A 19271-nucleotide genomic window follows, 5' to 3' on the forward strand; every position below is an offset into this window, starting at 1 on the left:
CTCCTCCTTTTGGGCCGGAGGTATTGCCGCCACCTATACGAAGAATTAGGCCACATTATGTCGCATCGTGACGCGGATGTACAACCCAGAGTGCCCCGGGCTTGCCTGCGCTGCATCCGCAGTTTGACGTGCAGGGAACGCCAAACTTTGTGACACGTGGCTTTGGTCCCTCGCTTGTTGCTCCGGTTTAATGGATCATAATTAGTGGCCAATAATTAATGGATCGATACACCGGTCGGTTTCTGTCTCAAGCTCAAGCGTTGTATGATGCAGATCGAACGCGTCGAGCACATGCGATTTTATGGCCCGCCGCAACGCCCCGGCGTCGGTGTCAGCGGCTGCCACGATATGCGCGTCCAGCGCGTTGCCGTGTTCCTGCATGATCCACAGGTGAACATGGTGCACATCGATGACACCGGGCACTGCGCGCATCGCGGCAATGACATCTTCGGTTTCTATGCCTGCGGGCCGTGCCAGCATTAAAATGCGTGCCACCTTGGGCAGTTCTGTGGCCGATAACCACAGAATGTAGCTCGCGATCATCAGGGTCACCAGCGGATCAACCCATGTCCAGCCGAATAGGAGAACAAGCGTTCCCGCCACCATAACCGCCACAGACCCAAGAGCATCGGCCATATTATGCAAGAACGCCGCACGAATGTTCACGCTGGATTTCGATGCGCGATAGGTCAGCGCCGCCGTGCCCAGATCGACCAGCAGGGCAAACCCGGCCACAGCAACGATAATCCAGCCGGTCACCGGTTCAGGCGCGGCAATTCGCATGACCGCCTCATAGGCCAGATACAGCCCGATCACGATCAAGGTGGTATAGTTGATCAGGGCGGCCACGGCCTCGATCCGGCCATAGCCAAAGGTCATATCCGCATTCGCAGGCCGTCGGGCAATTTTGCGGGCACCAAAGGCGATGATCAGCGAAATGGCATCGCTAAAGTTGTGCAGCGCATCGGCGATAAGCGACAGGCTGCCCGAAACCAAGCCCCCAATGATCTGCGCCAGTGTCAGGCCAAGGTTAATCGCAACCGCTGCGGCGATTTTGCCGTCGCCTGCATCGGGGTCAACGTGGTGATGATGAGCGTGAGACATAGGGCGCTTTCTAAGGATGGGGATGGTCGGAACAGGGCGCATCGGCGTCAGCGCAGCATTCGGTCAGTAGAAACTGCGACATCTCATTGATCGCCGTATGGGCGACAGCGGCACAGATGATATTGCGGCCCTGCTTTTGCTGGTGCACCAAACCGGCCGCGACCAGCAATTTTACATGATGGGTTAGCGTCGATCCGGTGATGGCCGATCTTTTGCCAAGCGTCCCAATCGTCAGCCCTTTTGGTCCGGCACGCACAAGGGTGCGCAGCACTTGCAAACGTTGCTCGGACCCTAGGGCCGCAAAACGTGCCGCGGCAATGGTGAGGTCGGACAGCGGGGGCGGTAATGTTTTCATGTTTCTAGAAATATCGAATTGGTGGTTCGCGTCAAGATCATTTCGATGGATCTCGAAATGAATCCGCCTCGCCTGATTGAAACCTGCGTTTGCGCTGTTATTTCGGATCTATGACCGACATCCGATCAGATTTGCGCGCCTGCACCCTATGTGCCGACCGCTTTGCCCAGACGGCAACGGCGCATCGCCCCAACCCGGTGGTGTGGTTCCAGCCCGGGGCGCGCTTGCTCATCGCGTCGCAGGCACCGGGCGCGCGCGTACACGCGGCGAATACACCGTTTTGGGATGCATCAGGCAAGCGCCTGCGCGACTGGCTGGGGCTGGACGAAGACGCATTTTACGACCGAAGCCGCGTCGCAATCATTCCGATGGCGTTTTGCTTTCCGGGCTATGACGCCAAAGGCAGCGATCTGCCGCCGCCGCCGATTTGCGCGAAAACATGGCGGGCAGGGGCTTTGGGTACCGTGCCTGATATTCGGCTGACAGTGTTGATTGGCGGGCACGCGATGCGCTATCATTTGCCCGGTTTTACGACCGTGACACAGGCTGTTGCTGATTGGCGTGACCATCCGCCGGGCGTCTTTGCCTTGCCACACCCGTCTTGGCGCAATACCGGTTGGCTCAAGAAAAATCCGTGGTTCGAGGAAAACGTTCTTCCCCGGCTGCGCAAAGCTGTAAGAGATGTGATGCATGACTGACCCAACACCGCTGGATACCGCACATGCCGCCATGATGGCGGATGATGGGGATGACGCCGCGCGTTTGCGTTTCTATGAACGCATGGCGGATGTGGAACTATTCATGCTGCTTGAGGATGAACCGGACGACGATCAAGTCAGCCCGGTATTGCTGCAAGATGCCTATGTGTTGGTCTTTGATCGCATCGAACGGCTGGCTGCTTATGTGGGCCACGCCGCGCCTTATGTGGCGCTGTCGGGCCGCGCGATAGCGGGCATGCTCGACGGTCAACCGCTTGGCATGGCGGTGAACATGAACGTCGCACCGTCAGCCATCTTGCTGCCCGACAATGCGATGGCGTGGCTGCGCGATACGCTGGCGCATACGCCGGGGCAGGTCGAGGCCAAGATCACCCGTGTCATCCCGCCCAAAGGCTTGCCCGAAACCCTAATCGCCGCGATTGACGCCAAGCTTGCGACCGCAACGGGCATGGCTGCGGGGGCTTGGTTGGTGGGCGTCGAATACGAAGGCGGAAGCCGCGGGCATCTGCTGGGTTTCGTGGGCGCAATCCCCCGCGCCCAAGATGCGTTGGTGCGTGCTGCGTCCGAGGCGTTGATGTTCTCGGGGATCGAAGCGGGAGCAATGGACGTTGGTTTTTTTGCGCCTAGTGACCCGACTGTTGAAAAGCTGTCCAGGGTGGGCCTGCGGTTCGATCTGCCCCAGATGGAGCCGCTGCAAAAAACCCCCCGGATGGAGGCACCGGGTTCAGACCCGTCAAAGCCGCCGATCTTGCACTAGAGGTGATGCCATGACGCTAGAGTTCACGTCAGACTTTGCCAGTCGGGAAGCCGAGATAACGCAGTTGGTGACGGACAGTTTTACCGTTGCTGACAGTGCCGAGGAAGGCGCGTTTGTCGGGCAGCTTGTCCGAGACCTGATGCAAGGCACGCCGCGCGATGATGTGATGATGTGCGCCGCTTTGGACGGTAATATGGTTATTGGCTGCGTTTTCTTTTCCCGCCTGCGTTTTGAGGAAGACGGGCGGAGGGTGTCCGTCATGGCACCGGTGGCCGTGAAAACCGGGCAACAAAATAAAGGGATCGGGCAGGAAATGATCCTGCATGGGCTTGAGGGTCTGCGCAAAAGCGGCGTTGATTTTGTCCTCACCTACGGCGATCCGAATTACTATATCAAAACCGGCTTTGAACAGATCACAGCTGATATGGCACAGCCGCCGCTGCGGCTTAGCATGCCCTTTGGATGGTTGGGTCGGCCACTCTCGACCAAGGCCCGCTGGCCGCTGGTCGGCCCGTCGCATTGCGTGGCCGCGTTAAACAAACCGGCGCTTTGGTAGCTGCTTGGGGCTTCCCTTCTGGAACGTACGGGCCATAACAGCTAACGACAGACACCAAATATGCGGTATCCTTTCTACATCAAAGGAGGTCCGCCTATGTTGTTTCGTTTGATAATTGTCCTGTTGCTGATTGCCCCGATGGCCCAAGCGCAGATAAAAACCCGTACCCCCAGCCATTGCATCGCCTTGGCCGAAGCGACCCCGGGGATGGCTTATCTGACCCTTGCCAACCTGCCTGATGTCGTGACTGAAACGGTGCATTTACACTATATCGCCCATGCCAGTTTCCTGATCCGCAGCCACGGCGGGCTGAACATGGTGACTGATTTCACCGGCTTCACAGGCACGCTGCCAATGATCCCTGATGTCGTGACCATGAACCGCGCCCATGAAAGCCATTTTACCCAATCACCCGATCCCGCCATCCCCCATGTCCTGCCGGGCTGGGGAGAATCTGGCGAAGGGATTGATCATTCCCTGGACTTGGGCGAGGTGCTGATCCGCAATGTCTCAACCGATATCCGCTCGCAATTCGCTGGGGTCGAGGAAAACGGAAATTCGATTTTCATCTTCGAAATGGCAGGCCTGTGTATTGGCCATCTTGGCCATCTGCATCATGAACCCGATGCGGCCCAATACGCAGCGATTGGGCGGCTGGACGTCGTGATGGCCCCGGTCGATGGTGGCTATACCCTTGATCTTTCCACCATGATCCGCATTCTAAAGCGCCTGAAATCATCGGTTGTGATCCCCATGCATTGGTTTTCGGATTTCGGACTAAGTGACTTTCTGGCGGCCATGTCGGACGAATTCACAGTAATCAACGTCGAGGGCCCCTCGCTGCAACTGTCGCGCGACCGGCTGCCCTCGCGGCCCACGATCATGGTGCTGCGCCCGCAATATTTGCGCAGCGACAATTAAGCGGCTTGCAAGTTTTGCGCGTCAGCGCGATCAATGCACCATGACATTAAACGCCGCTGATCCCGCATTCGAGGCCGCCTTGCGTGCCGACCTTTCTCCCGACGTGTTTCGCCCGGTCGAACCACGATATCTTGAGGAACCGCGCGGCCTTTATACCGGACAATCTGCCGTTCTGGCTTTGCCCCGCGACGTGCAAGAGGTGGCGAGCCTTATCCGCCATGCCAATGCCGCCCGTGTCGGCGTGATCCCCTACGGCGGTGGCACCGGACTGGTCGGGGGGCAGGTCGCCGAACACGGCCCCGCGCCGCTGATCCTGTCGCTAGAGCGGATGAACAAGGTGCGCGCCGTCTACCCGGATGAAAACGTGCTGGTGGCCGAGGCTGGCGTGATCTTGTCGGATGTTCAGGACGCTGCCGAAAACGCCAACCGGTTGTTCCCGCTCAGCTTAGCGGCCCAAGGGTCGGCCCGTATCGGCGGTAATCTGGCAACAAACGCAGGGGGCACAGGCGTTCTGCGTTATGGCAATGCCCGTGATTTGTGTCTGGGGCTTGAGGCGGTTCTGCCGGACGGGCAAATCTGGCACGGTCTGACGCGGCTGCGTAAAAACAACACCGGCTATGATCTGCGTCATTTGCTGATCGGGGCCGAGGGCACCTTGGGCGTGATCACCGCGGCCGCGCTCAAGCTCTTTGCGCGCCCGGCCAAATCGGGGACAGCGCTGCTGGTGGTGCAATCGCCAGCCGCAGCTTTGAAACTGCTTTCAATGGCCCGCGATCAGCTGGGCGAAATGGTCAGTGCCTTTGAAATCGTGAACAAAATGGGCTTTGACTTCCTTTCTGAGACCATGCCCGAAGTACGCCAACCTTTCGATACGCCGCCTGTTTGGTGCGTGTTGATCGAACTGGGCCTCAGTGGCGATCTTGACCCCGCCACGTCGCTTGAAACCCTTTTTGAAAGCGCGATGGAAGCGGATCTGGTCACCGACGGGCTAATCGCGCAAAGCCAACAGCAATCCGATGATTTCTGGGCAATCCGCGAAATGATCCCGCATGCGAACCGCAAGGTGGGCTCGATCTCAAGCCATGACATCTCGGTGCCGCTGGGGGCCATCCCCGAGTTTATCACCAAAGCCGGTGAAAAAATCGCGGCCTTGGGGGACTTCCGAATTAACTGTTTCGGCCATGTCGGCGATGGAAATCTGCACTACAACATCTTCCCCGTGACCGGAAGGTCGCGGCAGGACCATCTGAACGAACGGGAACAGATCAAAATGACGATTCACGATCTGACCCATGAACTGGGCGGATCTGTCAGCGCTGAGCATGGTATTGGCCGGCTCAAGGTCAAAGACCTCGAACGCTACAGCGATCCGGCCAAGCTATCCGCCATTCATGCGATCAAGGCAGCGCTTGATCCCAATGGTATCATGAACCCCGGCACGATCGTCCCCGCGCCGATCTGATCCGCGTTCTCTGGCTCTAAAATATCCCGGGGGATGCCCCGCAGGGGCAGGGGGCAGCGCCCCCGACGCCATCACATGCCGTCAAACGCACAAAGCGCGTGAACTTCCATGCCCATCGCTTCCAGACGTTTACGTCCGCCAAGCTCGGGCAAGTCAATAATAAACGCGCAAGACACGATTTTGCCGCCCAGTTTCTCGATCAGCTTGATCCCCGCCTCGGCGGTGCCGCCGGTGGCCAGCAGATCATCCACCACAAGCACCCGCTCACCGGGCTGGATCGCGTCGTCATGGATCTCAACCGTCGCCTCACCATACTCCAGCGTATAATCCTGCGCGATTGTCTTACCGGGCAGCTTGCCCTTTTTGCGGATCGGTACAAATCCGACTGACAATTGATGCGCGATTGCCCCGCCTAGGATAAACCCGCGCGCCTCAAGGCCTACAACCTTGTCGATGGCAATCCCCGCATAGGGATGCAGCATTTGATCAATCGCCATGCGAAAACCGCGCGGATCGGCAAAAAGCGTGGTCACATCGCGAAACATGATCCCCTCATGGGGAAAATCAACGATGGTGCGAATATAGTCCTGAACCTGTTTCATCTGGTTCTCCCAAAACCCAAGGGGCGGCGCAAAGGGCACCCCCTTCGTCTTCACCCTTTTAAAAATACTCATAACCCGGTCGGCCGGGCTTGGTTGGTGTAATGCTTAAATCACCCGGCCTGCAACTGCATCCAGTTTCGCCATCAACGTGGGGTCACGCATCTCGGGTTGGGTCAGGATCGCGTATTCAAGGGCGCGATCACAGCCATGTGGGCAGGGATCGCGTTCCGCCCCAAGTAGCGCAGGCAAACGCGCCACCAATGCGCGGCCCTTGTCGGCATTGCCCATCAGGGTTTCAATGATTTTGGTCACATCGACCTCGCCGTGCTCGGGGTGCCAGCTGTCATAGTCTGTGATCATCGCAACGGACGCATAGCAAAGTTCGGCCTCGCGGGCCAATTTCGCTTCAGGCATGTTGGTCATCCCGATCACATCGGCACCCCAGCTGTTGCGGTACATCTGGGATTCCGCAAGCGTCGAAAACTGCGGCCCTTCCATCGCCAAATAGGTGCCGCCGCGGTGCACATTGATGCCAGCGTCCCGCGCGGCGGTCTCGCAAGCATCGCTTAGGCGGGGGCAGGTGGGGTGGGCGACGCTGACATGGGCGACACAGCCGGTGCCAAAGAATGATTTTTCGCGCGCGATCGTCCGGTCGATGAACTGATCCACAATGACAAAATCCCCCGGTGCCATTTCGTCGCGAAAGGATCCGCAGGCCGATACGCTGATCACATCCGTGCAGCCCAACCGCTTCAGGGCATCAATATTGGCGCGATAGGGGACGGTTGATGGCGCATGCACATGTCCACGCCCGTGACGGGGCAGAAATGCCATTTCTACGCCATCCAGCGACCCGGTCAAGATCGCATCAGAGGCATCGCCCCAAGGGCTTTCAACGGTCAGCCATTCAGCGTTCTCAAGCCCGTTGATGTCGTAAATACCCGATCCGCCAATGACGGCGATTTTCGTTTTTGTCATGGGAAAGCCCTTGGATTGATTTGCGGGCAGAGTATCAAGGATCACCGTGAGGGGAACCCCGAAATCTGCGCCGTGATCACCGCTTGCGTGCACTCTGCCTTTTCTTCTGCCGTGCTTTGCTCTAGTGAGCGCAAAAGCTTATTTCAGCCCCATTGCCCTAGCCACCAATATGAAGGATGCCCCCATGGCGCGTTCCACTTTCCGCAGCTTCACCAAGAACCTTGATGTGACCGATTTGCGCTGGATGCCGGGCGAGGGTCTGTCGCCGTCGCGTTTGCGTATTGAACTGCTGTCGGGGCTGACCGTGGCCTTGGCATTGGTACCTGAAGCGGTGGCTTTTGCCTTTGTTGCCGGGGTTCACCCGCTAGTTGGGCTATATGCCGCGTTTCTGGTGGGCTTGATTACAGCATTGATCGGGGGCCGTCCGGGGATGATCTCGGGGGCGACGGGGGCCTTGGCCGTTGTTATGGTGGCGTTGGTATCACAGCACGGGGTCGAATATCTGTTTGCCACCGTGGTGTTGATGGGTTTGATCCAGGTTTTCGCCGGCGTGATGCAATGGGGTAAGTTCATCCGATTGGTGCCGCATCCGGTTATGTTGGGCTTTGTAAACGGCCTTGCGATCGTTATTTTCCTGGCGCAACTGGGCCAGTTCAAAGTGCCTGGCACGATGGTTGATACGGGCCATGGCATGGGCGGTGGCGAATGGCTGTCCGGTCAGCCCTTGATGCTGATGCTGGCGCTGGTCGCTGCGACCATGGCGATCATCTGGGTCATGCCGCACATCACCAAGCTGGTTCCCGCACCGCTGGCGGGCATTGGTATTGTGGCCGCCGTCGTTATTGCATTCGGTATGGATGTGCCGCGCGTTGGTGATCTTGCCTCGATCGAGGGCGGCTTTCCAACCTTCCACATGCCCTTTGGGGAAGGTATTGGCCTCTACGGTACGGCATTGGCCCCATTCAATCTTGAGACATTCTATATCATCCTGCCTTATGCGGTGATCTTGGCCGCGATTGGGCTGATTGAATCGCTGCTCACCTTGAACCTTGTCAGCGACATGACAAACACCCGTGGTGGGGCCAGTCAGGAATGTATCGCCCAAGGCGTTGCAAATACGGTTACCGGCTTCTTTGGCGGCATGGGCGGCTGCGCCATGATCGGTCAGTCGATGATCAACGTGAAATCCGGTGGCCGGACCCGCGTGGCGGGGATTGCGGCTGCGATATTCCTGCTGCTGTTCATTCTGGTCGGGTCGTCGATCATTGAACTGATCCCACTGGCCGCATTGGTGGGCGTCATGTTCATGGTCGTGATCGGGACCTTCGCGTGGAACTCCCTTACCATCTTGCGCAAAGTGCCGCTGATGGACGCTTTTGTCATTTTGCTGGTGACGGTTGTGACGGTTTATGAAGACCTTGCGGTGGCGGTGGTCGTCGGGGTGATCGTATCGGCATTGGCCTATGCGTGGAACAACGCGCGGCGCATCCATGCAAAAACCTACACCACACCTGAAGGGGCCAAGGTCTATCAGGTGCAAGGGCCTCTGTTTTTTGGATCGTCCGAAGGGTTCTTAGAACTGTTTAACGTCCGCGAGGATCCGTCTGAGGTGATCGTGGATTTTGCCGATAGTCGCGTGGTAGATCAATCGGCGCTGCAAGCGATCGAAACCATCGCTGGAAAATACGAGGCAGCAGGCAAGCGCGTTCAACTACGCCACCTAAGCCGCGATTGCCATCGTCTGCTTAAGAAAGCAGGCCACCTGTTGATCGATAGTGACGACGATCCCGATTATCAGGTTGCCGCCAACTATCAGGTGCGCACGGGTATTCTGGGCGGTCACTGATCCGGTACCGCCGTTTTCTTTCAAAGAAAACGGACCGGAATTTTCAGAGAATTCCGCCCGCGCGTTAGTCGTCCGGGCGGATGATCTCGAACACGTCCGTCACGCGGGCGTAGTCGCGATAGCCCAGCCGTGACAGCGGTTGATAGGTAGTCACGTCAAAGCGGCCCTCCTTGATGCAATCGTCGCGCATGTGCACGCCCACGACTTCGCCGAATACCACGAAATTGCTTTCGCCCTCGATTTTGACGATTTGTGTCATGCGACATTCAAGGCTGGCTGGCGCGTTTGCCACGCGGGCGCAGCCAATTTCATCGCACTCGGCCTTTTCAATGCCCGCATGGCCGAATTCGTCGGACCCGTGTGGCAGCGTTGCAGAGGAGGCGTTCATCGCGTCGCGCATGGCATATTCCACGACATTTACGCAAAACACGCCCGTGTCGCGAATGTTGGCCATGCTGTCCTTGGTCCCGTCAACATCCGCTTTGGTTCCTGTGGACGCAAACATCACCTGCGGAGGGAAATACGCCACGCCGTTGAAAAACGAATAGGGTGCCAGATTATCGCGCCCTTGCCCGTCGCGGGTGGATATCCAGCCAATGGGGCGCGGTGTTACGATGGCGTTGAAGGGGTTATGGGGCAGGGGATGGCCATCTTTTGGGCGGTAGAACATTAAACTCTCCTCAAGGTTTGCACCCATGGCTAGCGTCATGTTAGAGGCTTTGCTACCTCAAAACCGCCGACAGGGCCGCGACACGTGTACCAGATGAAACCAGAGACGGCGGCGGACCATTGGGAAGTCGAGGCGCTGTATGACACGTGCTTTGCTCCGGGGCGCGAGGCGTTGTCGTCCTACCGTCTGCGCGACGGCGTTCCGCCTGTTGTGGGGCTAAGCCATGTCGCACGCGATGCAGATGGTATTCTTGCGGGGGCGATCCGGTATTGGCCTGTGCGGATTGGCACCACTGATGCATTGTTGCTGGGCCCGGTTGCCGTCCACCCCACACGCCAGGGCGAAGGATTGGGCGGTATGCTGATCGAAGGTAGCCTAAGCCACGCGGTGCCATTGGGCTGGTCGCGGGTGATGCTGGTGGGCGATGCGCCTTATTATCGGCGGTTCGGGTTTTCTCTACTGGAACACGTCGTTATGCCGCCGCCCACAAACCCCGCGCGGGTCTTGGGACGTGCGTTGATTGAGGGCGCATGGGACGGCATCGCAGGGGATGTCACACGCTGGACGCATTGAAACGGCGCGCCAGTAGCACCACATCTATAGCGAACAGCCGGAGAGACCCTATGCAAATCGAAAGCGACCTGCCCAAGAGTGTGGACGTCGATGCACGGCTTGACCAGCTTGCCGCGCAGTACAAGGGCGCGGGCGGGGTTGGTATCAATGTTCTGAACCTCATTGGCGGCAGCGCCGAAGGGTTGATCGACAAGCTGCCCAGTGCCGTGCGCCGCAATCTGGAAACCGCGACGATCAAAGCGCTGGGGCAGGCGATGAAGGCTGCCACTTCGACACGCTCCATGGTGCCGGACCAGAAAAGCTGGCTGAACCAAGCGGCCAGTGCCGCGATGGGGGCGGCTGGTGGGGCAGGCGGCCTGCCCACTGCGTTGGCAGAACTGCCAGTGACCACGACATTGCTGTTGCGGGTGATCCAAGGGGTTGCCGTGGAACAAGGGTTTGATCCGCTCGCCGAGAATGTGCAGTTCGATTGTGTGCAGGTCTTTGCCGCTGCCGGGCCGTTGTCCGATGACGACGGGGCTGATCTGGGATTTCTGTCGGCGCGCATCGCGTTAAGCGGCCGCGCCATGCAGGCGGTGATTGCCAAGGTCGCGCCTAAATTGGCCGTGGTGCTGGGCCAAAAGCTAGCTGCGCAAGCGGTGCCTGTGCTTGGGGCCGTTGCAGGGGCGGCGACGAACTACGCCTACACCAGCTATTACGAAGACATGGCGCATGTGCATTTCGGCTTGCGCAAGCTGGCGATTGACGCGGATATCCCCCACGAGGACCTGATTGACCGGTTCCGCGATAAGGTGGGGGGCAAACATTTGCCGCAACGTACCAAGGTCTAAACGCGCAAGCCTTTAGCGCCCGATGCTGCCCGGTGCGACGGTTGTTGCCTTTAGGATCGCAAAGCACTGCATACCGCTGGAAAGCCCCAGTTCCGAAACGGCACGCGCTGTGACGCGGGCCAGCAGACGATCTGTGCCGGCACGCAGGGCAATCGCGGCACCGGGGCCGTCGCCGGGATGAATATCCTCGACCCGCACCGGCAATACATTGACCGAGCTTAGCCCCTCGGGTCGGGTGAGGGACAAGATCACGTCCTGCGCCAGAACACGCAGCCGCACCCGCGCACCTATGGGGGCCTGAACGCCGGGCAATTCGATTTCTCCGGCACTGATCCGCAAGGTTGATATGCCGTCAGTCCCATGGGCAATCACATCCGCCTCGATCACTGCACCGGCCTCGCGCACGCCCAACAGGGGCACGGCGGCCGGGTTGGACATTACGTCAAACAGCGGGCCTTGGGCCTGGACCTGACCGTTTTGGATCAACACCAACCGGTCTGCAAGGCGCGCGATTTCGTCCACGGCGTGACTGACGTAAAGGATGGGCAAGCCAAGCGGGCCGTCGCGCAGACGTTCGAGAAAGGGCAGAATCTCTTGCTTGCGGGGGCCATCAAGGCTGGCAAGGGGTTCGTCCATCAGCAACATGCGCGGATGGCTTAGTAGGGCGCGGCCCAAGGCGACGCGTTGTTTCTGACCGCCAGACAGGGTTGCCGGCGCACGGGTTTGCAGCCCTTCGAGGCCCAGCAGGGACACGACGTCCGACAGCTCAGGCCCCACGCTGCCCTTGGGCGCATAGCGTGCGCCAAACATCAGGTTTTGCGCGACGTTCAGATGGGGAAACAGACGGGCGTCTTGGAAAACCGTGCCGAGACGGCGCTTGTGGGGCGCGATAAAGATGCCTTGGGATGTGTCCAAAAGGATTTCGCCATCAACGGAAATTGTGCCGCTGTCAGGGCGTAGTAAACCGCCAACCGCATTGATGACTGTGGTTTTGCCCGCACCTGACCGCCCGAATAACGCGGTAATGCCCGGCCCGGCCTCCAGCGTGATATCAAGGGCGAAGTCCGCGAAACGGTGCGAAAGGGACAGCGACAGCGTCATGTGCCCGCGATCCTTGCAGCGACGCGGCGGGCCAGCATCTCGGACAGCAGAACCGCTGCTATGGCAACGGCGCTAGCCATCAGAACCATGACCACCGCCTGACCTTCACCGCCGGGTATTTGCAACGCGGACCAGATGGCACTGGGCAGGGTCTGGGTCTGTCCGGGGATGTTGGCGACAAAGGTGATTGTCGCGCCAAATTCGCCCATCGCCTTGGCAAAACCCATAACGGTGCCCGCCAGAATACCCGGCAAGATCAATGGCAGGGTCACGCGGCCAAAGACCGATTGCCGCGATGCACCGAGGGATGCCGCAGCTTCCTCAAGCTTGGGATCAACCGCTTCGATGGCAAGGCGCATAGCGCGCACCATCAGCGGAAAGCCCATGATCATGGCCGCCAGCACGGCACCGGACCAGTGAAAGGCTAGTTGCAGCCCGATCGCCTCAAGGGCGCGGCCCAGCGGTGCATTGCGTCCGAACGCCATCAGCAGCAGATAGCCAGTGACGACAGGGGGCAGCACCAAGGGCAAATGCACCGCAGCATTCAGCAGCGATTTACCCCAAAAATCACGCCGCGCGAGCAGCCACGCGACCCACAGCGCCAGTGGTATAGCTAGAACAGTCGCCCAAACGGCCACCCAAAGCGACAGGCGCAACGCGTCCCATGCGGTGGCGTCAGGCGTCATGGCGCAGTCACCGGCGTAAAGCCATAGCTGGCAAAAACAGCGCGGCTTTCGCGTGTCTGCAGATGGGCCAGAAAGGCAGCCCCCGCCCTAGTCAACGCGGCTGCGGGATATGTGATTGGGCTGTGCAGATCGGCGGGTATTTCATAGACGACGCGTACATCAGGTTCGGCCAGCGCATCGGTGCGGTAGACGACGCCCAAAGGCGCATCCCCGCGCGCAACCAGCGCCAAAGCACTGCGCACATTGTCGGTTTCCGCCAAATGATCGCGCAGGCCGTTCCACTGGTCGGTAGCCTGCAGCCATTCAGCCGCATAAATTCCGGCGGGCACGCCGTTGCGTTGACCCATTGCCAGACGCCCGTCGCCCAAGAATGTTGTAAGGTTGGCGGGATCGGGCGCTGTTGATGTGCTATTCGGGACGATCAGAACCAGACTATTGCCGAGCAAATCAATCGGAGCACCTTGGGTGGTCGGGCCGTTTTCAACCAGCCAGTCCATCCAAATAGGATTGGCCAAAATTACCACGTCAGCGGGGGCACCGGCGGCAACTTGGCGCGCCATCGTGCCGGAACCGCCGAAAGATAACGCAACTGTCGCACCAAAGTCAGTGGCCACCTGATCCAACGCGCCGCGCAGGCTTGCGGCGGCAAATACCGTTACCTGTGCGGTTTGCGCCTGCGCGGCGAATGGCCCCAAAAACGCCAGAATGATCAGCAGTTTCTTTAACATTTCAGCACTATCCGCCAAGGCCATTACACACGCAAGGGGATCACTGGCCATAGTCGGCGCAAGACGGTAGATAACCGAAGACACATAGTGCCCCATTTCGAGACCAAGATGATCAAACAACTGCCAATTTCGCTGCAAGGTGCCCGCAAAGGCGAAGCCCGTTCGCAATTTGCCGCACTGTGCTATCGGATCCGGCAGGGTAAATTGCAGTTTTTGTTGATCACGTCGCGCAAATCCAAACGCTGGATTGTGCCGAAAGGCTGGCCAATGCACGCCAAAACGCCCGAGGCTGCCGCACTGCAAGAGGCTTGGGAAGAGGCGGGCGTGCGCGGCCGTGTCACAGGGGGCTGTCTGGGCGTCTATTCCTATGCCAAGGAAATGGGCGATGATACGTTGTTGCCGGTCATCGCGATGCTGTACCCGGTTGAGGTAAAGGTGAAGGCGAAAGAGTACCCCGAAGCGGGTCAGCGCAGGCGCGCGTGGATGTCGCGCAAGAAGGCGATGAAAATGGTGAGAGAGCCGGAACTGCGCCGGATGATCCGTGACTTTGACCCGCGTCCGGGCCTGCCGGACGCTTGAACACGCTCGCGGACACACCATTTTATATAAGTGTTCGTTGTTAATGATGATCAAAAAGGGCAAGCTGAGGGACAATGATCCAATTTACCTTGAAATGTGACCAAGACCATCGTTTTGACAGTTGGTTCAAATCGGCAGCTGCCTTTGATGCGCTGGCGCAAGCGGGGCATATCAGCTGCGCCATCTGCGGGTCGTCACAGGTGACCAAAGGGATGATGGCACCGCGGGTCTCGACCGGGAAATCGCAGGGCAATCTTGCGCCGGAGACCCAAGAGGATGCGCCGATGCCGGTGCTGTCTGAACCTGATGGCGAAATCGAAAAGGCCGTTAAGGCCTTGCGCAAGAAGGTTGAGGCGACGTCGGATTATGTTGGTGCTGATTTCGTCAAGGAAGCGCGCGCCATGCATGCAGGCGAGGTACCGGAGCGGTCAATCTATGGCGAGGCGCGGTTGGATCAGGCCAAGGAACTGGCGGAAGAGGGCGTGCAAGTCATGCCTTTGCCGTTTCGGCCCAAACGGTCAACGCAGTAGATTTTGCCACACGCCGGGGCTTTGCCCCGGACCCCAGGATATTTGTAAGCCAGAGAAGAAGCGGTATGCGTCGCATTGGCGCGTGCGGGCTTGCTAAGGCAGGCGCTTGCGCGTAAACCGCGCCGGAGTTTTGCAACGGGGGACCCATGCCTGTTCTGGTGATGAAATTTGGCGGCACATCTGTCGCTACTTTGGACCGAATCCGCCGCGCCGCCAAGCGCGTGGGCGTTGAGGTGTCCAAGGGCTATGATGTGATTGTGATCGTATCGGCCATGTCTGGCAAGACAAACGAGCTGGTCGGATGGGTGAACGAGACATCGCCGCTATATGATGCACGCGAATACGATGCGGTGGTATCGAGCGGTGAGAACGTGACTGCCGGTTTGATGGCCCTGACGCTGCAGGAAATGGACGTCCCTGCGCGCAGTTGGCAAGGCTGGCAGGTGCCGGTCAAGACGACTGCGGCGCATTCATCTGCCCGCATTGAAGAAATCCCGCCTGCCAATATCATGGCGAAGTTCGGCGAAGGCATGAAGGTCGCGGTTGTCGCGGGGTTTCAGGGGGTTAGCCCGGAGGGCCGGATTACCACGCTTGGGCGCGGCGGATCGGACACGACTGCGGTTGCCTTTGCCGCCGCGTTCGACGCCGAGCGTTGCGATATTTATACCGATGTAGACGGGGTTTACACCACCGACCCACGGGTCAGTGCCAAGGCTCGCAAACTGGACAAGATCGCGTTTGAAGAGATGCTGGAGCTGGCGTCGCTGGGGGCGAAGGTCTTGCAGACCCGGTCGGTCGAGCTGGCGATGCGGTATAAAGTCAAGCTGCGGGTGCTTAGCAGTTTTGAGGAACAATCAGACGAAGCGGGAACGCTGGTCTGCGATGAGGAGGAAATCATGGAAAGCAATGTCGTATCTGGGGTCGCGTTTTCCCGTGATGAGGCCAAGATGACTCTGGTGTCTGTCGCGGACCGTCCGGGCATCGCAGCAGCCATATTTACCGCGCTGAGCGAGGGCGGTGTGAACGTTGACATGATCGTTCAGAATATCTCGGAGGAGGGGCGCACGGATATGACGTGGTCCTGCCCCGTTGACCAGATCAAGCGTGCCGAGGCCGCAATGGATGCGGCCAAAGCATCCGGCGAGATCAACTTCCACGAGCTGATCGCGGATACGGATGTGGCCAAGGTTTCCGTCGTCGGCATTGGCATGCGCAGCCATACAGGCGTTGCGGCCAAGATGTTTCAGGTGCTGTCCAACGAGGGCATCAATATCAAGGTTATCACCACCTCCGAGATCAAGATTTCGGTGCTGATTGATCGTAAATATTTGGAACTGGCGGTTCAGGCGCTGCATGACGCATTCGAACTGGACAAAGTTGCTTAAAATCTAAGCGTCTTTGTGAGAGCGTCGCGCGCTGGCAGTTTTTATAGCTGTCAGCCCTTTTCGTGACGTCAACGCCGGAAGACAAGCGTTTATGACAACAGGCGTTTCATTTCGCCAAGGCCTGTGGTCTAAGCTGGCCTTGCGGAGGAGAGACTTACCATGGCCGATGGGTTCGAGACAGAAAGTCGCAAGCTGCTGGGGCGTTTGCGTGATGCGATGGCCAGCGACGAAGCTGGTCAGGCGCGGCTGGACAGGATTACCCACCTCATTGCGACGTCTATGGGATGCGAAGTGTGTTCGATATACCTGTTTCGGGACGAAGATACGCTTGAGCTTTGTGCGACAGAAGGGCTGAAGGCGGACGCGGTGCATGAGACGCGGATGAAGCTTGGCGAAGGTCTGGTCGGACGCGTGGCGAAACGCAAGCAGATCGTGAACACGCCCAATGCCCCGCAGGCCCCCGGTTTCCGCTTTATGCCAGAAACAGGCGAAGAAATTTATTCGAGTTTCCTCGGTATTCCGGTGCAGCGCCTTGGTGAAATGTTGGGCGTATTGGTTGTGCAATCCAAAGCGGCCCGAGAATTTTCCGCCGACGAAGTATATGCGCTTGAGGTTGTGGCCATGGTGTTGGCCGAAATGACTGAATTGGGCGTATTTGTCGGCGAAGGTGCGGCCATGTCTGCCCGTCATAGTCAACCGGTTTTGCTGCGCGGGACGGTGGGCCAGGAGGGGGTGGCTGATGGCCATGTCTGGCTGCATGAACCACGTGTTGTGGTTTCGAACCCTGTCGCCGATGACCCGATCCGCGAGAAAGAACGCCTGAACGAGGCAGTTGATGAACTGCGTGTCAGCGTGGATCAGATGTTGACGATGGCAGCGGGCGACAAAGACCAGCGCCAAGTGCTGGAAGCCTACCGGATGTTCGCCAATTCCAAAGGCTGGATGCGCCGCATGGAAGAAGACATCGACCGCGGCCTTTCGGCCGAAGCTGCTGTTGAGAAAGAACAATCTTTGGCGCGGTCGCGGATTGGCCGGGCAAGCGACGCCTATCTGCGCGAACGGCTGTCGGATCTGGACGATCTCAGCAATAGATTGCTGCGAATTTTGACCGGGCAGGGGTCCGATACAGGCGCGGAAATGCCTGCTGACCCGATATTGGTTGCACGCAATATTGGTCCTGCCGAACTGCTTGAATACGGGCGGTCTTTGCGCGGCATCGTACTTGAAGGCGGATCGGTTGGCAGCCATGCGGCGATTGTCGCGCGGGCCTTGGCCATTCCGTTGATTGTCCATGCCTCGCATATCACCAATGATGCGCTGAACGGCGATCGGATCATGGTGGATGGCGAACAAGGCATCGTGCATCTGCGGCCCGACGAAAATGTGGCCTCTGCCTTTCGGGATAAGATCGCGATGCAGGCGGCTGCGCAGGAACGCTATGCTTCGATCCGCGACAAGCGGGCTGAGACACGATGCGGCACAATTGTGGGATTGCAGATGAATGCGGGCTTGATGGCCGATCTGCCATCGCTTGAGGGGTCAGGGGCCGAGGGCGTCGGATTGTTCCGCACCGAGCTGCAGTTTCTTATCCGTAGTAAGATGCCGAAAAGATCTGAGTTATCAGCGCTTTATGCGCGTGTCTTGGATGCTGCCAGTGGCAAGCGTGTGGTGTTCCGGACTCTTGATATCGGGTCGGACAAGGTGCTGCCCTATATGAAAGCCAATGACGAGCCAAATCCCGCTTTGGGCTGGCGCGCCATTCGGGTCGGGTTGGATAAACCCGGTATCATGCGCATGCAATTGCAGGCCTTGATCCGCGCGGCGAACGGTCGGCCCCTGACGGTAATGTTCCCCTTTGTGGCGCAGTTCGAAGAATACCGTGCGGCGCGTGCTGAAATGGATAAAACACTGGCCCGCGAGGCACGGCTGGGGCATGTACTGCCTTCGCATCTTGAGGTCGGCGCGATGCTTGAGACGCCTTCTCTGGCCTTTGCGCCCAAGAAATTTTTCGAAGAAGTCGAGTTTTTATCTATTGGTGGCAATGACTTAAAGCAATTTTTCTTTGCCGCTGACCGTGAAAACGAATTGGTGCGCCGACGGTACGATACATTGAACGCCAGTTTTTTGACGTTTCTCGAAGGCATCGTCGCGCGGTGCCGCGAAACTGGCACGCCGTTGTCGTTCTGCGGGGAAGATGCAGGCCGTCCGGTCGAAGCGCTGTGTTTTGCGGCGATTGGGATTACCAATTTATCGATGCGCCCGGCGTCTATTGGACCGGTCAAAAACCTTTTGCGCAGATCCAATCTGGATGAGGTGCGCCAAGTGATCAATGAGGCGCGCGATCGCGGGGATCAATCAGTCCGGCCTGCGGTCATGGATTATTTGCGTCACCAAACGCCCGAAACGCGCAAACTGCCGTAGGGATGCATCGCTAACCATTTTGGTTAATTCTAATCCATCGGATGAGGTTGACCTGTGAGAGCTTTGGATTCCTTGTGCTTTCTGTGCGAGGAGGATGGCGGTGCTTGCGCCTCTTGCTGGCGGTGCGCTGAATATGAGCTATCCAAGCGCGCAAACTGTTTCACGAGGCTTAACTCTGGCGATTAATTAGTTCGACCTTCGGTCATGGTATTCTTACGTCGCCAGACGTGCGCAGTGTGCAAGAGGGACATCGTTAACCAAGTTCGTTAATTCTAACGCATCGCATGAGGCTGGCCTATGAACACTTTGGATTCATTGTAGTTTCAGTTAAGGCACGGTGTTGGTACTTGCGGTCGCTTGACGGCGGAAGGTTGAGCAGGGTCTGCTGCCCAGAGGTTTCGGGAGTGCTAGATGTTTGTCAAAAACGCTTGAATTGCGACGCGATGGCGTTGCCTATCCGGGCTAAGC

The 19271-nt window shown here is 58.4% G+C and carries 20 protein-coding genes; 12 read left to right on the forward strand and 8 right to left on the reverse strand.

Translation table 11 applies throughout. From position 1 onward, the window contains the following. Positions 1 to 201 precede the first annotated feature (201 nt). Positions 202 to 1104 carry a cation diffusion facilitator family transporter gene (locus BM347_RS06560; RefSeq protein ID WP_093915651.1) on the reverse strand — a complete coding sequence of 301 codons (903 nt, stop codon included), beginning with the start codon at positions 1102 to 1104 and terminating at the stop codon, positions 202 to 204. Between the two features lie 10 nt (positions 1105 to 1114). Next, positions 1115 to 1459, reverse strand: coding sequence for an ArsR/SmtB family transcription factor (locus tag BM347_RS06565; RefSeq protein ID WP_093915652.1), 345 nt, complete (start codon positions 1457 to 1459; stop codon positions 1115 to 1117). 110 nt (positions 1460 to 1569) lie between these two features. On the opposite strand from BM347_RS06565, the gene BM347_RS06570 reads away from it, so the two are divergent. The 5 genes from BM347_RS06570 to BM347_RS06590 all read left to right on the forward strand — a co-directional run bounded on the left by BM347_RS06570 (position 1570) and on the right by BM347_RS06590 (position 5874). Continuing rightward, positions 1570 to 2157, forward strand: a complete 588-nt coding sequence (locus BM347_RS06570; RefSeq protein ID WP_093915653.1) for a uracil-DNA glycosylase family protein — start codon at positions 1570 to 1572, stop codon at positions 2155 to 2157. Beyond that, positions 2150 to 2935 (forward strand): SseB family protein, encoded by a 786-nt coding sequence (locus BM347_RS06575; protein ID WP_093915654.1) that lies wholly within the window; start codon positions 2150 to 2152, stop codon positions 2933 to 2935. The genes BM347_RS06570 and BM347_RS06575 overlap by 8 nt, the downstream gene beginning before the upstream one ends. 10 nt (positions 2936 to 2945) lie before the next feature. After that, positions 2946 to 3491: a GNAT family N-acetyltransferase gene (locus BM347_RS06580; RefSeq protein ID WP_093915655.1), complete on the forward strand. Its 546-nt coding sequence runs from the start codon at positions 2946 to 2948 to the stop codon at positions 3489 to 3491. Positions 3492 to 3587: 96 nt separating this feature from the next. After that, positions 3588 to 4412: an MBL fold metallo-hydrolase gene (locus BM347_RS06585; RefSeq protein WP_093915656.1), complete on the forward strand. Its 825-nt coding sequence runs from the start codon at positions 3588 to 3590 to the stop codon at positions 4410 to 4412. A gap of 40 nt (positions 4413 to 4452) precedes the next feature. After that, complete coding sequence (locus tag BM347_RS06590) at positions 4453 to 5874, forward strand: FAD-binding oxidoreductase (RefSeq protein WP_093915657.1); 1422 nt, start codon at positions 4453 to 4455, stop codon at positions 5872 to 5874. Between the two features lie 71 nt (positions 5875 to 5945). Here the strand turns inward: BM347_RS06590 and BM347_RS06595 are convergent, their stop codons facing one another. Both BM347_RS06595 and BM347_RS06600 read right to left on the reverse strand, forming a co-directional pair. After that, on the reverse strand, positions 5946 to 6476 hold the full coding sequence (locus BM347_RS06595; RefSeq protein ID WP_093916066.1) for an adenine phosphoribosyltransferase: 531 nt from the start codon (positions 6474 to 6476) through the stop codon (positions 5946 to 5948). Between the two features lie 105 nt (positions 6477 to 6581). After that, positions 6582 to 7454, reverse strand: a complete 873-nt coding sequence (locus tag BM347_RS06600) for an S-methyl-5'-thioadenosine phosphorylase (RefSeq protein ID WP_093916067.1) — start codon at positions 7452 to 7454, stop codon at positions 6582 to 6584. 184 nt (positions 7455 to 7638) lie between these two features. Here BM347_RS06600 and BM347_RS06605 point away from each other — a divergent pair, with 184 nt between their 5' ends. Continuing rightward, a complete protein-coding gene (locus BM347_RS06605; protein ID WP_093916068.1) occupies positions 7639 to 9300 on the forward strand; it encodes a SulP family inorganic anion transporter in 1662 nt (553 codons plus the stop codon). Positions 9301 to 9364: 64 nt separating this feature from the next. Here BM347_RS06605 and BM347_RS06610 read toward each other — a convergent pair whose 3' ends face one another. Then, positions 9365 to 9970 (reverse strand): flavin reductase family protein, encoded by a 606-nt coding sequence (locus BM347_RS06610; protein WP_093916069.1) that lies wholly within the window; start codon positions 9968 to 9970, stop codon positions 9365 to 9367. A gap of 93 nt (positions 9971 to 10063) precedes the next feature. Between BM347_RS06610 and BM347_RS06615 the strand changes: the two genes are divergently transcribed. Together BM347_RS06615 and BM347_RS06620 are read left to right on the forward strand one after the other, a co-directional pair. Continuing rightward, positions 10064 to 10543: a GNAT family N-acetyltransferase gene (locus BM347_RS06615; RefSeq protein ID WP_093916070.1), complete on the forward strand. Its 480-nt coding sequence runs from the start codon at positions 10064 to 10066 to the stop codon at positions 10541 to 10543. A gap of 50 nt (positions 10544 to 10593) precedes the next feature. Beyond that, complete coding sequence (locus BM347_RS06620) at positions 10594 to 11373, forward strand: EcsC family protein (protein ID WP_093915658.1); 780 nt, start codon at positions 10594 to 10596, stop codon at positions 11371 to 11373. Positions 11374 to 11385: 12 nt separating this feature from the next. Here BM347_RS06620 and modC read toward each other — a convergent pair whose 3' ends face one another. Genes modC through modA form a run of 3 tightly spaced genes read right to left on the reverse strand, consistent with a single transcriptional unit; the run spans position 11386 to position 13888 of the window. Continuing rightward, entirely contained in the window at positions 11386 to 12474 is a 1089-nt protein-coding gene (gene modC / locus BM347_RS06625) for a molybdenum ABC transporter ATP-binding protein (RefSeq protein ID WP_093915659.1), read from the reverse strand. Further along, positions 12471 to 13160, reverse strand: a complete 690-nt coding sequence (modB, locus tag BM347_RS06630; RefSeq protein WP_093915660.1) for a molybdate ABC transporter permease subunit — start codon at positions 13158 to 13160, stop codon at positions 12471 to 12473. Before modB ends, modC begins: the two co-directional genes overlap by 4 nt. Next, the gene (gene modA / locus BM347_RS06635) at positions 13157 to 13888 is read right to left on the reverse strand and encodes a molybdate ABC transporter substrate-binding protein (RefSeq protein WP_093916071.1); all 732 of its coding nucleotides are present in this window, start codon (positions 13886 to 13888) and stop codon (positions 13157 to 13159) included. The genes modB and modA overlap by 4 nt, the downstream gene beginning before the upstream one ends. A gap of 108 nt (positions 13889 to 13996) precedes the next feature. Here modA and BM347_RS06640 point away from each other — a divergent pair, with 108 nt between their 5' ends. From BM347_RS06640 to ptsP, 4 genes are all read left to right on the forward strand, one after another. Then, positions 13997 to 14467, forward strand: coding sequence for an NUDIX hydrolase (locus BM347_RS06640; protein WP_093915661.1), 471 nt, complete (start codon positions 13997 to 13999; stop codon positions 14465 to 14467). Between the two features lie 74 nt (positions 14468 to 14541). Beyond that, the gene (locus BM347_RS06645) at positions 14542 to 14997 is read left to right on the forward strand and encodes a DUF1178 family protein (RefSeq protein WP_093915662.1); all 456 of its coding nucleotides are present in this window, start codon (positions 14542 to 14544) and stop codon (positions 14995 to 14997) included. Positions 14998 to 15143: 146 nt separating this feature from the next. After that, complete coding sequence (locus BM347_RS06650) at positions 15144 to 16382, forward strand: aspartate kinase (protein WP_093915663.1); 1239 nt, start codon at positions 15144 to 15146, stop codon at positions 16380 to 16382. Between the two features lie 159 nt (positions 16383 to 16541). Then, positions 16542 to 18803: a phosphoenolpyruvate--protein phosphotransferase gene (ptsP, locus tag BM347_RS06655; protein WP_093915664.1), complete on the forward strand. Its 2262-nt coding sequence runs from the start codon at positions 16542 to 16544 to the stop codon at positions 18801 to 18803. The last annotated feature ends 468 nt before the right edge of the window (positions 18804 to 19271 follow it).

The sequence above is a fragment of the Sulfitobacter marinus genome (assembly GCF_900116285.1).
Taxonomy (GTDB): domain Bacteria; phylum Pseudomonadota; class Alphaproteobacteria; order Rhodobacterales; family Rhodobacteraceae; genus Sulfitobacter; species Sulfitobacter marinus.

Excerpts from the sequence above, each read along its gene's own strand:
- modA (WP_093916071.1), bottom strand. The coding sequence starts at position 13,888 with ATGTTAAAGAAACTGCTGATCATTCTGGCGTTTTTGGGGCCATTCGCC.
- BM347_RS06585 (WP_093915656.1), top strand. The coding sequence starts at position 3,588 with ATGTTGTTTCGTTTGATAATTGTCCTGTTGCTGATTGCCCCGATGGCC.
- BM347_RS06615 (WP_093916070.1), top strand. The coding sequence starts at position 10,064 with ATGAAACCAGAGACGGCGGCGGACCATTGGGAAGTCGAGGCGCTGTAT.
- BM347_RS06565 (WP_093915652.1), bottom strand. The coding sequence starts at position 1,459 with ATGAAAACATTACCGCCCCCGCTGTCCGACCTCACCATTGCCGCGGCA.
- BM347_RS06560 (WP_093915651.1), bottom strand. The coding sequence starts at position 1,104 with ATGTCTCACGCTCATCATCACCACGTTGACCCCGATGCAGGCGACGGC.
- BM347_RS06595 (WP_093916066.1), bottom strand. The coding sequence starts at position 6,476 with ATGAAACAGGTTCAGGACTATATTCGCACCATCGTTGATTTTCCCCAT.
- BM347_RS06640 (WP_093915661.1), top strand. The coding sequence starts at position 13,997 with ATGATCAAACAACTGCCAATTTCGCTGCAAGGTGCCCGCAAAGGCGAA.
- BM347_RS06610 (WP_093916069.1), bottom strand. The coding sequence starts at position 9,970 with ATGTTCTACCGCCCAAAAGATGGCCATCCCCTGCCCCATAACCCCTTC.
- BM347_RS06650 (WP_093915663.1), top strand. The coding sequence starts at position 15,144 with ATGCCTGTTCTGGTGATGAAATTTGGCGGCACATCTGTCGCTACTTTG.
- modB (WP_093915660.1), bottom strand. The coding sequence starts at position 13,160 with ATGACGCCTGACGCCACCGCATGGGACGCGTTGCGCCTGTCGCTTTGG.
- BM347_RS06605 (WP_093916068.1), top strand. The coding sequence starts at position 7,639 with ATGGCGCGTTCCACTTTCCGCAGCTTCACCAAGAACCTTGATGTGACC.
- BM347_RS06580 (WP_093915655.1), top strand. The coding sequence starts at position 2,946 with ATGACGCTAGAGTTCACGTCAGACTTTGCCAGTCGGGAAGCCGAGATA.
- BM347_RS06575 (WP_093915654.1), top strand. The coding sequence starts at position 2,150 with ATGACTGACCCAACACCGCTGGATACCGCACATGCCGCCATGATGGCG.
- BM347_RS06570 (WP_093915653.1), top strand. The coding sequence starts at position 1,570 with ATGACCGACATCCGATCAGATTTGCGCGCCTGCACCCTATGTGCCGAC.
- ptsP (WP_093915664.1), top strand. The coding sequence starts at position 16,542 with ATGGCCGATGGGTTCGAGACAGAAAGTCGCAAGCTGCTGGGGCGTTTG.
- BM347_RS06600 (WP_093916067.1), bottom strand. The coding sequence starts at position 7,454 with ATGACAAAAACGAAAATCGCCGTCATTGGCGGATCGGGTATTTACGAC.
- BM347_RS06590 (WP_093915657.1), top strand. The coding sequence starts at position 4,453 with ATGACATTAAACGCCGCTGATCCCGCATTCGAGGCCGCCTTGCGTGCC.
- modC (WP_093915659.1), bottom strand. The coding sequence starts at position 12,474 with ATGACGCTGTCGCTGTCCCTTTCGCACCGTTTCGCGGACTTCGCCCTT.
- BM347_RS06645 (WP_093915662.1), top strand. The coding sequence starts at position 14,542 with ATGATCCAATTTACCTTGAAATGTGACCAAGACCATCGTTTTGACAGT.
- BM347_RS06620 (WP_093915658.1), top strand. The coding sequence starts at position 10,594 with ATGCAAATCGAAAGCGACCTGCCCAAGAGTGTGGACGTCGATGCACGG.